The sequence below is a fragment of the Streptomyces sp. NBC_01268 genome (assembly GCF_036240795.1).
Lineage (GTDB): Bacteria > Actinomycetota > Actinomycetes > Streptomycetales > Streptomycetaceae > Streptomyces.
Window position 1 is genome coordinate 1579931 of sequence record NZ_CP108454.1, and the last position, 13013, is coordinate 1592943.

Below are 13013 nucleotides of genomic sequence, written 5' to 3' on the forward strand. Positions count from 1 at the left end.
TCCCGGGTCAGTTGCCGTCCGGGTCCGTGCGGTCGAGGGCGGGGCGGGGGCCGGGGCTGGACTCGGTGAGCAGGTAGTCGGCCGCCGAGCGGTCCGTCACGAGGCTGGTGACCAGACCCGAGCGGAGCACCGCGCCGATCGCCGCCGCCTTGCGCTGGCCGCCCGCGATGGCGACGACCTCGGGGATCCGGCGCAGCCGGTCCGCCTCGACGGTGATGCACCGCTCGCCCAGGTCACGGCCGACCCGGCGCCCCTCCGTGTCGAAGAGGTGCGCGGACATCTCGGCCGCGACGCCGAGCGACGCGTAGTGGGCGCGCTCCTCGTCGGAGAGCATGTCGTGGACGGTGGAGATGCCCGGCTCCCAGGAACCGATGGAGACGCAGGCGACCGTCACCTTGTCGAAGTACTCGAAGGCCCGCGCGATCCCGGTCTGGCTGCGCAGGGCGGCCGCGGTGGCCGGGTCCGGCAGCAGCATCGGCGCGTAGATCGGGTGCGCCTCGCCGCCGGAGACCTGGGCGGCACGCCGTACCGCCTCGACCGAGCCGCGCTCGGCCGTGCCCGCGTCGTAGACGCCGGTGAGCTGGACGACGGTGCAGGGCGGCAGCCGGTCGAGAGCCGCCGCCATGTGGATGGTGGACCGGCCCCAGGCCAGGCCCAGGACGTCCCCTTCGGTGACCAGCTCGCCGAGCAGGTCCGCCGCGACCTCGCCGAGGTTCTCCGGGTCGGGCGACTCGTCCGCGCCCTCCGCCGGCGACTCGACGACGACGGCGTGGCGGAGTCCGTAGCGGGCGCGGAGCGCGTCCGAGCGCTCGGCGTCCAGCTCCGCCGGTACGCGGATCTCGATGCGCACGAGGTCGCGCTCCAGGGCGGTCTCCAGGACCCGGGCCACCTTGAAGCGGCTCACGCCGAACTCCTCGGCGATCTGGATCTTGGACTTGCCCTCGAGGTAGAAACGGCGGGCCATGGCCGCCGCCTGCACGAGCTCCGCGGGTCCCATCCGCAGGGCTGACCGTCCCGCCGACATACCCGCCACCGCGATCTCCTCACTGCTGTTCACGTACGGCTGCTCGCGTACCGCGTGACACCTGCTGCCACCGCGTCACGCTGTTGTCACCGGGGCTGAAGCGCCCGGTTCCGTTCACACTCTGGACTCACCGTTCATCCTGTCAGATCCGGTGGGTCCTGTTCGGTTCTGTCGGCGGCCCGACGGGCCGCGTTCATGTACCGGAGGCCCGTTGGCGGCTCAGTGGCCACAAGCCCAGGCCGCCGAGGCCGTCGCGGCCTCCGCGTTCGCCCGCAGGGAGCGCACGGCGGCGGCCGGGTCGGCGGCGCCGTAGACGGCGGAACCGGCCACGAAGACGTCCGCGCCGGCCTCGGCGCACCGCTCGATCGTGGACTCCGCGACGCCGCCGTCGACCTGGAGCCACAGCTCCAGACCGTGCTTCGAGATCAGCTCACGGGTGCGGCGGATCTTCGGCAGCATGATGTCGAGGAAGGACTGCCCGCCGAAGCCGGGCTCGACCGTCATGATCAGGAGCATGTCCAGCTCGGGCAGCAGGTCCTCGTACGGCTCGATCGGCGTGGCCGGCTTGAGCGCCATGGACGCCCTGGCCCCCTTGGCCCGGATCTCCCGCGCGAGGCGCACCGGCGCCGCGGCCGCCTCGACGTGGAAGGTGACCGACCCGGCGCCGGCCTCCACGTACTGCGGGGCCCAGCGGTCCGGGTCCTCGATCATGAGGTGGCAGTCGAGCGGGGTGGCCGTCGCCCGGCTGAGCGACTCGACCACCGGCACGCCCAGCGTCAGGTTGGGCACGAAGTGGTTGTCCATCACGTCGACGTGCAGCCAGTCGGCCCCGTCGACCGCCTTCGCCTCCTCGGCGAGCCGGGCGAAATCCGCGGACAGGATGCTGGGATTGATCTGCGCCATGTGCCAAGCCTGCCATGTTCTTGAGCACTTCTTTGCCGCGAAGCGGTTTGCGTGCGAAGGAGGAGGTCCCGTACTGGTACAGACCAGGTGATTCCGCCGCCCGGGTGTCAGGCGGTTCGGCGGATCAGCGCCAGATACATGGCGTCCGTGCCGTGCAGATGTGGCCACAGCTGGACGTCGGGGCCGTCGCCGAGCTCGGGAACGCCGGGCAGCAGCGGCCGGGCGTCGATCAGCTCGGCGCCGCCCACCTTCTTCAGGACGTCGTCGACGACGACCCGGGTCTCGGCCAGGTGCGGGGAGCAGGTCGCGTACCCCACGACACCGCCGACGCGCACGGCCCGCAGCGCCTCGGTGAGCAGCCCGCGCTGCAGCGGGGCGAAGCCGTCCAGGTCGGAGGGGCGGCGGCGCCAGCGGGCCTCGGGACGGCGGCGCAGAGCACCGAGCCCGGAGCAGGGGACGTCCATCAGGACCCGGTCGAAGACGCCCTCGCGCCACGGCGGGCGGGTGCCGTCGGCGGCGATGACCTGGTACGGGCCGGGGTTGCCGGCCAGGGCGCGCTCGACCAGCCGGGCGCGGTGCGGCTGCTTCTCGGAGGCGAGCAGGGCGGCGCCGCGCTCGGCCGCCAGGGCGCCCAGCAGGGACGCCTTGCCGCCGGGGCCCGCGCAGCCGTCGAGCCAGCGGGCGTCGGGGCCGTCGAGCGGCGCGTTGGCGAGGGCGATGGCGACGAGCTGGCTGCCCTCGTCCTGGACGCCCGCGCGGCCCTCCGCGACGGCCTGGAGGGCGCCGGGCTCGCCGCCCTCGGCCAGCTTCACCGCGTACGGCGACCAGCTGCCGGGCTCGGTCTCGGCGGCGGCCGCCAGTTCCTCGGTGGTGGAGCGGCCCGGCCGGGCGACGAGGGTCACGGCGGGCCGCTCGTTGTCGGCCTCCAGCAGCGCCTCGATGCCCGCGCGGCCGCCGCCGAGGGAGTCCCACAGCGCGGAGACGACCCAGCGGGGGTGCGAGTGGACGACGGCGAGGTGGTCCTCGGCGTCGGCGTCGTACGGCGGCGCGACCCTCTGCACCCAGGTGTCGAAGTCGTCCTGCGCGATCTTGCGGAGCACCGCGTTGACGAACTTGGCCCGCCCGTCGCCCAGCACCACCCGGGCCAGCTCCACGCTGGCGGAGACGGCGGCGTGGCTCGGGATGCGGGTCCCCAGCAGCTGGTGCGCGCCGAGCGCGAGCACGTCGAGCACGGGCGGGTCGACCTCGCGCAGCGGCCGGTCGATGCAGGAGGCGATGATCGCGTCGTACGTCCCCTGGCGGCGCAGCGTCCCGTAGACGAGCTCGGTCGCGAGGGCCGCGTCCCGCGCGTCGAACTTCTCGGGCCCCTCCTTCTCCCGGGCCTTCTTCAGGAGCGGCGGCAGCACGAGGTTCGCGTAGGCGTCCCGCTCGTCGACCGCCCGCAGCGCCTCGAAGGCGAGGATCCGGACGGGGTCCTTCTTGGGGCGCCGGTAGGGCTTGGGGGTACGGGGACGTGCCTGCTCGCTCAAAGGTGCTCCGCGTGAGGAATGGATCGGTGGAGAAGGTGGGGAGGGGTGCCGAAGGACGGAAGGACCCGGCAGGGGGCCGGGGGCGGCCGACTGTGCCGTGACCCACCGGGCCCCTGTGACTGCCGGAACCACCGGCATCGCTGGGACTGCCGGAACCACTGGTACCGCTGGGACTGCTGGGATGGCCGGGAGCGCGGCCCCCGGCCCTCCCAGCCTACGTCGGCCGCGGTGGCGTCAGGCGCCGACCCGCTCCCCCGGCGCGATGCGGACGCCGCGTGCCCAGTCGGCCGCCTTCATCGGCTTCTTGCCCTGGGGCTGGACCCACAGCAGCTCGACCGCGTGGGAGCCGGTGCCGACGTACACGTTGTTCTTGCCGGCGGCGAGCTCACCCGGGGCGAGGTCGGTGCGGTCCGTGACGAGGGCGGTCTGGATCAGCTTGAGGCGCTCGCCGCGGAAGAGGGTCCAGGCGCCGGGGGCCGGGGTGCAGCCGCGGACGACGCGGTCGACCCGGAGGGCGGGGTCGGCGAAGTCGACGTGCGCGTCCTCGACCTGGATCTTCGGGGCGAGCGTGATGCCGTCGGCGGGCTGCGGAACGGCCTTGAGGGTGCCGTCCTCGATGCCGTCCATGGTCGCGGCGAGCAGCCCGGCGCCCGCGAAGGCGAGCCGGGTGAGCAGGTCACCGCTGGTGTCGGTGGGGCGGACGTCCTCGGTGACCACGCCGTAGACGGGGCCGGAGTCCAGGCCCTCCTCGATCTGGAACGTGGAGGCGCCGGTCACCTCGTCCCCGGACATCACGGCGTGCTGGACGGGCGCCGCGCCGCGCCACGCGGGCAGCAGCGAGAAGTGCAGGTTGACCCAGCCGCGCGCGGGGATGTCGAGGGCCACCCGGGGCAGCAGCGCGCCGTAGGCGACGACCGGGCAGCAGTCGGGGGCGATCTCCCGCAGCCGGGCGAGGAAGGCCTCGTCGCGGGGCCGCTCCGGCCTGAGGATCTCGATCCCGGCCTCCGCCGCCCGCTCGGCGACGGGGCTCGCGACGAGCCGCCGCCCACGGCCCGCGGGCGCGTCGGGGCGGGTGACGACGGCGGCCACCTCGTGCCGCCCGGAGGCGAGCAGGGCGTCCAGGGCGGGTACGGCGACCTCGGGGGTACCAGCGAAGACGAGCTTCACGCGGGAAAACCTCGCATCTAGGGGCGGTGGCGGGCAGCGCACCAGTCTAGGCCGGGTCGCGGGACGGGGCGCCCCGGGTGCGCGTCCCGTCGGGCGTCGTTCGAAGGGGGCGTACGCGAGGACGAGCGCCCTGCGCATATGCGTGTACGCCCCCGCAGCGTGACCCAACCCCGGGTGGCGCGTTGGTCAAAGGAGATTGACCGAATCGGGTCGCCCCTCCCCCAGCGGCCCGCCCCTTTTCACGCCGGTTCGAGAGGCTTATCCATGGCCGACCACGCAACCCACGACGCCCAGGCCCGGGCGAGTCTGCACCTGCTGGTGCGGGACATCGAGCGGGTCCGGCGGCAGGTGGACGCACTGCGCACGCTGACGGCCCAACTGGGCAATGTCTACCGCCCTCGCCGCTCCGCCCCGTCCACGGGCTTCGTCGTCTACGGGCGTGCCCCCGCCCCGACCGTCCGCCTCGCCCAGGAGCTGCGGGACAGCGTCGAGACCCTGGTGACGGCGGCGGTGGACTTCGACCGCTCGCTCGGGTTCTCGTGGGACGCGGTGGGCTCCGCACTCGGAGTCACCAAGCAGGCGGTGCACCGCCGCTACGGTTCCCGCCGCGCCCCGCAGCAGGGCGCGGCCGCCGCCTTGGAGCCGGAGCGCACGCCCGAGCCCGCGGCGACCCGCACGCTGCCGGTGGTGCCCCCGGCCCGCAGCATGCCGCCGCAGCCCACCTCGGGCAGCCAGACCCTCCGCGAGGAGCCGCGCCCGCCGGCCTTCCCGGCCCCGCGCAACGGCTGACCTCCCCGCAGCCCGAAGGCCGCCGGTCGCGCACGGGACGCGACGGGCGGCCTTTCGCCGTGCGCGGGCACCGTCGCCGTGCCGCGCTCAGCCGATGTCCGGCGGGTCCACCCGCACCCGCACCGGCTCGCCCCCGCCGCGTGCCAGACGGGACGCCTGGGCGTGCTTCAGGGCCAGGGCGAGGGCGGCGCCGCTGCCCGGCGGCACGCGGATCAGGGCGCGGTCCCACTGCTCGCCGGGCGGGGTGTCGCCGGGCCGGCGCGGCCCGCCGAGGCGGGTGACGGGGAGCGGGACGGGGCCGAGGATCTCGGCGTCGGGGGGCAGCTCGGCGCCGGCCAGGAAGGCCGCGAGGGCGTCCGGGGGGCCGGCGACGGCGGCCATCCGGGAGACCGGCGGGAAGCCCAGCTCGGCGCGCTCGGCGAGCTCGCGCTGGGCGTGGCCGACAGGGTCCCAGCGGACGAGGGCCTGCACCGGCCGCAGGGTCGGTTCGGCGACGACGACGACGGTGCCGCCGTCCTCCTGGCCGCGGACGAGGGAGGCCGCGTCGATCCAGCGCCGCAGCGCCTCCTCGCCCGCGCGCAGGTCGGGCCGGCCGAGCATGGCCCAGCCGTCGAGGAGCAGGGCCGCGGCGTAGCCGCCGTCGGCGACGGGCTCGGCGCCGGGGGTGCTCACGACGAGGGCGGGGCGGCCGGGGACCCGGTCGAGGACGTGGTCGCGTCCGGAGGTGCGTACGGGCACGGCGGGGAAGGCCCGGCCGAGCTCCTCGGCGGTGCGGCGGGCGCCGACGACCTGGGCCCGCAGCCGGTTCGAGCCGCACTCGACGCAGTGCCAGTCGTCGGCGCCGCGCCCGCACCAGCCGCAGCGCAGGGCCTGCTGCTCGGGCGCTTCGAGGGGCCCGGCGCAGTGCCGGCAGCGGGCGGGCGTGCGGCACCGCTCGCAGGCGAGGCGGGGCACGTAGCCGCGGCGCGGCACCTGGACGAGGACGGGGCCGGTCTTCAGCCCCTCCCGGACGATCTGCCAGGCGAGGGTGGGCAGCCGGGCGGCGCGGGCGGCCTCGTCGCGGGCGAGGTCGGTGTCGCCGACGGTCCGTACGAGGGGGGCGGCGGTCCGTACCTGGTCGCGGCCGGCCGCGAGCGGCTGGGCCCAGCCGGTCTCGACGAGCTGGGCGGCCTCGACGGTGCAGCTGGTGGAGCCGAGCAGGAAGGCGCACCGGTCGTGGGCGGCGCGCAGGAGCAGGACGTCGCGGGCGTGCGGCTGGGGGGCGTGGGGTTCGCTGTGGCTGGTGTCGCCGTCGTCCCAGATGACGGCGAGCCCGAGGTCGCGGACGGGCGCGAACATCGCGGCCCGGGTGCCGACGACGGCGCGGACGGCGCCGCGCCGGACGGCGAGCCACTGGGCGTACCGCTTCTCGGGGCCGGCCTCGGCCGTCAGGAGGGCGTGCCGCCCGTCGCCCAGGAGCTCCGTGAGCGCCTGGTCCACGCGGTCGGCGGCCCGCCCGTCGGGGACGACGACGAGGGCGCCTCGCCCGGAGGCGAGGGTGGCGCCGACGGCGCGGGCGATCTCCTCGGCCCAGTGCGGCCCCGGCAGCGCGTTCCAGACGGCCCGGGGCGCCCCGCCGCGCGCAAGGGCGTCCAGGAAGGCGGCGCCCCGTTCGTACCGTCGCCAGCTGCCCGCCTCGGGCGCGGGCGGCGGCGGCAGCGGCGCGGGGGAGGGCCGGCTCTCGGCGCGGGCGCTGCGCGGCGGTACGGCGAGCTGGAGCACGTCGGCGAGGCTGCCGGCGTACCGGTCGGCCACCGCGCGGGCGAGGCCGAGCTGCTCGGGGCCGAGCACCGGCTCGGGCGAGACGACGTCGGCGAGCGCGGCGAGCGGGCCGGAGTAGTCCGAGTGGGCGCGCCGCTCCACGAGGAACCCGTCGATGAGCCGCCCGCCCTCCCGCCGCCCGCCCCTGACCTGGTGCGCCCCGGCCCCGAACCGCACCCGCACCCGCACACCCGGCTGCGCGGCCTCGTCGAGCTCCTCGGGCACGGCGTAGTCGAAGAACTGGTCGAGGTGGAGCACCCCCTTGTTCACCACGACCCGCGCCACCGGCAGCTCCTTGGCCAGCGCGGCCCCCCGCCACGTCCGGGGCTTGGCCCGCGGCACCTTCGCCGTGCGCACGGTCTCCCGAATGAGCGCGAGCTGCTCGGGCTCCCCGTCCCCCACGGCCTTCTCGGCCTTCTCGTTCTCGCTGCTCACAGCCTCATACCTACCAGACGGCACCGACAGTCCCCGGTGCAAGGGATCGGCCATGTGCTGGCCGAATCGGCGCTCTGTCCGCCACGCCGCCGCGAATGGAAACGTGAAACAGCTCCGACCGCCTTGTTGCCGCTTCACGAACGGACCCAGGCTGTCATGCGGAACGAGGAGGGGAGCGAGGGTGAACAGCTTGGCCAAGTTCGGCCCCGAGCTGCGCCGGAGACGGCTGGCGGCAGGCATGACGCTGGACGGGCTCGCGGCGCGCGTGCACTACAGCAAAGGGCAGTTGAGCAAGGTGGAGACGGGCCGACAGCAGCCCACTCCGGAGCTGGCGCGGCTGTGCGACGGCGCCGTCGGCGCGGCCGGGGAGCTCGCCGCCCTCGTGCCGTACGGGCCGGGTGTGCCGCGCCCGAGCCGCCGTCTGGTGATGGCGGCCGGTGCCGGTGCCGCGCTCGCGCTGGGCGGCCCTCCCTCGGGCGCGGCGGAGCCGGTACCGCCCGCCGGGGCTGCGGGGGCCGGCGGCGGCATGACCCCCGCCTCGCCGGCTCGCGCCGTCGGGGCGGCGGACCCGGCCGGGATGGCGGACGCCGTCGGCGGGCCGCTGCTCGACGGCGTGCAGGCCCTCTTCGGGGAGTTCCGACGGCTCGGCCAGACCGCCCCGGCCGCGTTCGTCCTGCCCTCCCTCGCCGCCCAGGCCCGCGCGCTGCCCTCCCTGGCCCGTGCCTCCGGAGGTCGCACGGCGCGGGGCCTGTACGTGCTCGCCTCCCGGTACGCCGAGTTCACCGGCTGGATGGCCCAGGAGAGCGGGGACGACGGGGCCGCGCTCACGTGGACGGACGCCGCCGTGCGACTCGCCGAGGCCGCGGGCGACCGGGACCTGGCGGCGTACGCCCTCGTGCGCCGGGGGCTGATCGCCTTCTACAGCGGTGACGCCAAGGCCACCGTCGAGCTCGTCCAGGGAGCGCAGGCAGGCCGATTACCGGCGCGCGTCCGTGGCCTGGCCGCCCAGCGCGAAGCCCAGGGCCATGCGCTCGGCGGCGACCGCGACTCCTGTCTTCGCGCCCTCGACCGGGCCAGGGGCCTGCTCGACCGCGCCGCGACCGCCGGGGCGGACGGCCTGCCCGTGGTCGGCACCACCCATGTCGGCGATCCCGTCTCCATGACGACCGGCTGGTGCCTGCTCGACCTCGGACTGCCACGGCAGGCGGCGGAGGCCCTCGACCGGGAGGTCGCCCTCCTCCCGGAGCACGCCCTGCGCACCCGGGTGCGCTACGGGGTGCGCCGCGCGCTCTCCCACGCGGTGGCGGGCGAGGTGGAGCACGCGTGCGCGATCGCCCTGCCGCTGCTGGCCGGAGGCGAGGCACTCGCCTCCGCGACGATCCGCGTCGATCTCCAGCGCCTCTCCCGTGTCCTCGCCCGGCACCACAGGAACCCGGCCGTGCGCGCGTTGTCGCCACTGCTCACGGCCGCACTGCACGACACCGTCCACCCCACCGTCGTACGAGAGGCAGTCCCGCGTGTCTGAGATCTTCATCAACTACCGGACCGGTGACGGGAACGAGATCGCCGCGCTCATCTACCAGGCCCTGTCGCAGCGCTTCGGCAAGGACGCCGCGTTCTTCGCCGGCGAGTCGATCCGGGCCGGCCAAAGCTTCCCCCACGAACTGCTGACCCGTGTCCGGCGGAGCAGCGTCCTGCTCCCGGTCATCGGACCGGAATGGTCGGCACACCCGCGTCTCCGCGAGGAGGACGACTGGGTCCGCATCGAGATCACGGAGGCCTGGCGCTGCGGCGTGCCCGTGGTCCCCGTCATCCGGGGCCGCCGGACGGACCGCCTGGACCCTGCCAGCCTGCCGCCGGAGCTGGCACACCTGGCGGAGCTCCAGTCCCTGCGCATCGACTCGACGAGCCACGACCGGGATCTGCGGGAGATCGGCGACGCCGTGGCCGAACTCGTGCCCCGCCTGGCGTCCCGCGACGCCCGCCGCACCGCCCCGGACACGGAGACACCGGGCACGACGCGCAACTCGATCGCCGGCGGCAACAGCGGCGTCAGCCTCCAGACACGGGACATCGGCGAACTCGGCACGATCATCACGGGCCCGACCGGCCCGGTCCACACCGGCCCCGGCGCCCAGCACAACCACACCCACACCCACCGCCCGAACATCACCGGTGACGGTACGGCGTATGTGGCCGGGGACAACCACGGGGGCATCTCACACCGCTTCGGCCACGCGGAGAGGGACGAGGCCGACGGCCGATGAGCGGAGCGTTCTTCACGGGGGTGCAGGCCGAGGGCGGGAACGTGCACGCCGGCTCGGGCCCCCAGTACATCTACAACTTCCGTGAGCCGACAGCGCCGGGTGCTCCGCCACTCCGACCGCTGGCCGAGGACCACCTCGCCTGGCTCTCCCGGCGATTCGTCCCTCCTACCGGCATGGCCAGGGCCCGTGAACGCCTGCGGCACCAGGGCACGCTTCTTCTGGACGCGCTGCCGGGCAGCGGGCGCAACGCCACGGCCCGGATGCTGCTGCACAAGCTGACGAAGTCCCGGCCTCCCCGTCAGATCCTGCCGGACCAGGACCTCGAAGCAGACCTGGCGGGCAAGTATCTCGGTGAGGGCGATCGCCTGCTGCTCGACCTCTCCGAGGCCGAGCAAGGGACATGGGACCTGGTGCTCGACAGGCTTCCCTCATTCCACCAGTCGGTACGGGACCGCAGAGCCCACTTGGTGGTCGTCCTCCCGCACCGCACCCACCCCATGAGCAACGAGGTGGCGGCCTGGCGGCACACGATCATGCGTCCGAACGGCATGGACCTCCTGATGCGCGCCCTGCGCTGTGATGACCCGCCGGTCGTGGAAGCTCCCGCGGATCTACCGCCCGTCGTCCATGCCTACATCTCGGAGTCCCCACCCCTCCGTGACATCGCCCGCCTCGCCCGGCTCGTGGGTGAGGCACGGCAGGCCAACCCCATGGAGGGCGTCGAGTCCTGGTGTGCCGTGGCCCTTCGGAGTCTGCACGCACTCGCCCCCACCGTGCAGGCGGCGGTCGACGCCCTGACCACGGGGCCCGACCGTGCCCTGCTCCTCGCGACAGCGATGCTTCCTGGGGCCCGCCCCCACGTACTGCATCACGCCGGCGTCGAACTCCTCAGGGTTGTCGGGCACCCAGCAGACGACCGGCCGCTCCTCGAACGCGAGGCAATGTCCCGGCAGCTGGCCGCCATCAAGGCATCCGTGCGCCCAGACGGCTCGGTCACCTTTGACCTGCCCGACTATGCGGCAGCCGTCCGCACCCATTTCTGGACACATATGCCGGGTCTATGGCAGCACTTACAGTCATGGGTCGGGCAGACCGTTCAGCTTCCATCGCTCACGTCCACCGACCGCGACGCACTTGTCGCCGGCTACGCGGAGCAGTCTCTGAGGACGGGCCAGCATCAGGCTCTTCTCGCCTTAGCAGAGGATTGGGCACAAAGAGACGAATCCCGATCGGTCCAGGCCGCGGTCCAGGCACTCGGGCACGGACTCAGCCATCCGAGCACCGGCCGGACTTTTCGCCAGAAGATCTACTCGTGGACCAAAGAGAGTGAACTCCCTCGCGGACTCGCCCGGGCGCTCGTAGCCGTCTCCAAGGACGTCATCGCGATCAGCCACCCGTTCGAGGCGCTGGTCCGTCTGCACCACCTGGCCCGGCGGGCCGGCCGCAACCTGGGCGCCGACCGGCACCTGCTGACGCTGGTGACGTCCGACCGGCAACTCCAGCGGAGCATGCTCGACCGCCTCGCCCGGGACCTGACCCAGCACACCTGGCGCGCCGACGTCACCCTCTTCCGCGCCTGCGCCGCCCCGCCCCTCCTCACCTCGCCCCGCGAGAACCGCCCGCCGCTCCTCGACCGCCACGACGTGGTCACGGCTCTCACCACCGCCTGGCGCGCCCTGTGCACCCGCCGCGACGAGGCCGAGTGGCTGCCCCAGGCGGAGGAATGGCTGAGCACCGCCGACGAGGACCGCCGGTACGGGGACGTGCTGCTCGATGTCCTCGCCCGGGCCGCCGGGCCCGACCCGGCCGTCGTGGCCCGGCTCTATGTCCTGTCGCTCCCTCACCCGTGCAGCGGGCGGCTGCGCCGGCGGCTCGACGCCGCGCAGGGGCTCCGGCCCGCTCGCTGATCCCCATCCGACCCTCGTCCCGGAGACATCACCGTGAGTTCTGGACACAAGACCATGACGGCTTTCCTCACACTCATCGGCGCCCTGGTGATCGTGATCGCCGGACTCTGCACCCGATGGGCTTGGTGGGCCTGGCCGGCCGCCTTCGGCGCGCTGCTGGCGGTCGCTGCTGCCGTGCTCGTCGGGGTACGCAGACGGCGACCACTCATCCCCCGCGAGTTCGTCCTCGAACCCGACCTGCCCATCCCCCCGATCGAGCGCTGGGAGAAGGTCGTCCGCAACATCGCGCTGCCCAGCCTCTCCCCCGACTACGACTTCCTGGTCACCGCCCTCGTCCGCTGGGTGCCGGTCGACGTGCCCCACGGGGCGCCCGAGGTCAGCAGTGCGGGGCTCGCGGTGGACGCCGTGCTGTCCCGGGCACGGGTGATCACAGTCGAGCAGCCGCCGCAGCGCGCCAGCCTGGTGCAGCACCAGCTGAGCGGTGAGCTGGCGACGATGCTCCCCGATGCGACCGGCCGGGTCCTGGCGATGGCGGAGAACCTCGTGGTGACGCTCTCCGACGCGGACCGGGAGCGGCTGGAGAAACTGGCCACGGTGCGGAAGGACGAGGCGGTCTGGGAGCACGAGCGCAAGTGGGAGCAGAGCAAGCGGGCCTACCTCGGCAAGGACGTGCTCACTTCCACGGGCAGCGCTGTGGTGTGGTGGCTGGCCAAGAACGACGACAAGGTCGACAAGGCCGTGGCGGACATCGGTCTGCTCGCCCAGCTCACCGCGGTCGCCAACGACGAGCCGGTACCCGAGCGGCTGCACGGCTTCCTGGGCGGCGTCGGGGAGGGAGAGGCGCTGCGGAACGCTCCCGTCGACGGCGGGGAGGGGGACGAGGGGCAGGGGGCGGACGAGGAGGCCGCCGAGACGTTCGCCGACCGTTTCACCCGGCTCATGCACGATTCCGGACTCGACGAGGACGACCCGAGGTGGCTGCTCTTCGCCCGGCGGGTCGCCGACGACGCGAGGGCCACGGGAGTACCCGGAGCCGAGACGCTGGTAGGCCTGGCCGACGAGATGGAGCGTGACCTCCAGGGTCCGCCGACGGATGATGAGGAAACGCCCGGCAATCATGAGGGTCCAGGAACGGGCCCGAGCCAGAACCACCCGACCGGCGAGGCCGGCCCGGGCGACGACCGCTGGTAGA

General features: G+C 74.4%; 10 protein-coding genes. 5 read left to right on the plus strand and 5 right to left on the minus strand.

Translation table 11 applies throughout. From position 1 onward, the window contains the following. Positions 1-7: 7 nt before the first annotated feature. From OG309_RS06710 to fmt, 4 genes are all read right to left on the minus strand, one after another. A complete protein-coding gene (locus tag OG309_RS06710; RefSeq protein ID WP_329418936.1) occupies positions 8-1057 on the minus strand; it encodes a sugar-binding transcriptional regulator in 1050 nt (349 codons plus the stop codon). A gap of 186 nt (positions 1058-1243) precedes the next feature. Next, complete coding sequence (gene rpe / locus OG309_RS06715) at positions 1244-1927, minus strand: ribulose-phosphate 3-epimerase (RefSeq protein WP_329418938.1); 684 nt, start codon at positions 1925-1927, stop codon at positions 1244-1246. Between the two features lie 107 nt (positions 1928-2034). Beyond that, positions 2035-3456, minus strand: coding sequence for an RsmB/NOP family class I SAM-dependent RNA methyltransferase (locus OG309_RS06720; RefSeq protein ID WP_329418939.1), 1422 nt, complete (start codon positions 3454-3456; stop codon positions 2035-2037). Positions 3457-3690: 234 nt separating this feature from the next. After that, a complete protein-coding gene (fmt, locus tag OG309_RS06725; protein ID WP_329418942.1) occupies positions 3691-4623 on the minus strand; it encodes a methionyl-tRNA formyltransferase in 933 nt (310 codons plus the stop codon). Positions 4624-4887: 264 nt separating this feature from the next. Between fmt and OG309_RS06730 the strand changes: the two genes are divergently transcribed. Further along, positions 4888-5412, plus strand: coding sequence for a hypothetical protein (locus tag OG309_RS06730; RefSeq protein ID WP_329418944.1), 525 nt, complete (start codon positions 4888-4890; stop codon positions 5410-5412). 87 nt (positions 5413-5499) lie between these two features. Here the strand turns inward: OG309_RS06730 and OG309_RS06735 are convergent, their stop codons facing one another. Continuing rightward, entirely contained in the window at positions 5500-7647 is a 2148-nt protein-coding gene (locus OG309_RS06735) for a primosomal protein N' (RefSeq protein ID WP_329418946.1), read from the minus strand. A gap of 181 nt (positions 7648-7828) precedes the next feature. Here OG309_RS06735 and OG309_RS06740 point away from each other — a divergent pair, with 181 nt between their 5' ends. Genes OG309_RS06740 through OG309_RS06755 form a run of 4 tightly spaced genes read left to right on the plus strand, consistent with a single transcriptional unit; the run spans position 7829 to position 13012 of the window. Next, positions 7829-9172, plus strand: coding sequence for a helix-turn-helix transcriptional regulator (locus tag OG309_RS06740; protein WP_329418948.1), 1344 nt, complete (start codon positions 7829-7831; stop codon positions 9170-9172). Further along, the gene (locus OG309_RS06745) at positions 9165-9914 is read left to right on the plus strand and encodes a toll/interleukin-1 receptor domain-containing protein (RefSeq protein ID WP_329418950.1); all 750 of its coding nucleotides are present in this window, start codon (positions 9165-9167) and stop codon (positions 9912-9914) included. The genes OG309_RS06740 and OG309_RS06745 overlap by 8 nt, the downstream gene beginning before the upstream one ends. Then, positions 9911-11821, plus strand: coding sequence for a hypothetical protein (locus OG309_RS06750; protein WP_329418951.1), 1911 nt, complete (start codon positions 9911-9913; stop codon positions 11819-11821). The genes OG309_RS06745 and OG309_RS06750 overlap by 4 nt, the downstream gene beginning before the upstream one ends. Positions 11822-11875: 54 nt before the next feature. Next, positions 11876-13012, plus strand: a complete 1137-nt coding sequence (locus OG309_RS06755; protein WP_329418952.1) for a hypothetical protein — start codon at positions 11876-11878, stop codon at positions 13010-13012. Position 13013 lies beyond the last annotated feature (1 nt).

Bases quoted from the DNA above. Each gene is read 5' to 3' on its own strand.
- rpe (WP_329418938.1), bottom strand. From the start codon at position 1,927: ATGGCGCAGATCAATCCCAGCATCCTGTCCGCGGATTTCGCCCGGCTC.
- OG309_RS06730 (WP_329418944.1), top strand. From the start codon at position 4,888: ATGGCCGACCACGCAACCCACGACGCCCAGGCCCGGGCGAGTCTGCAC.
- OG309_RS06750 (WP_329418951.1), top strand. From the start codon at position 9,911: ATGAGCGGAGCGTTCTTCACGGGGGTGCAGGCCGAGGGCGGGAACGTG.
- OG309_RS06755 (WP_329418952.1), top strand. From the start codon at position 11,876: ATGACGGCTTTCCTCACACTCATCGGCGCCCTGGTGATCGTGATCGCC.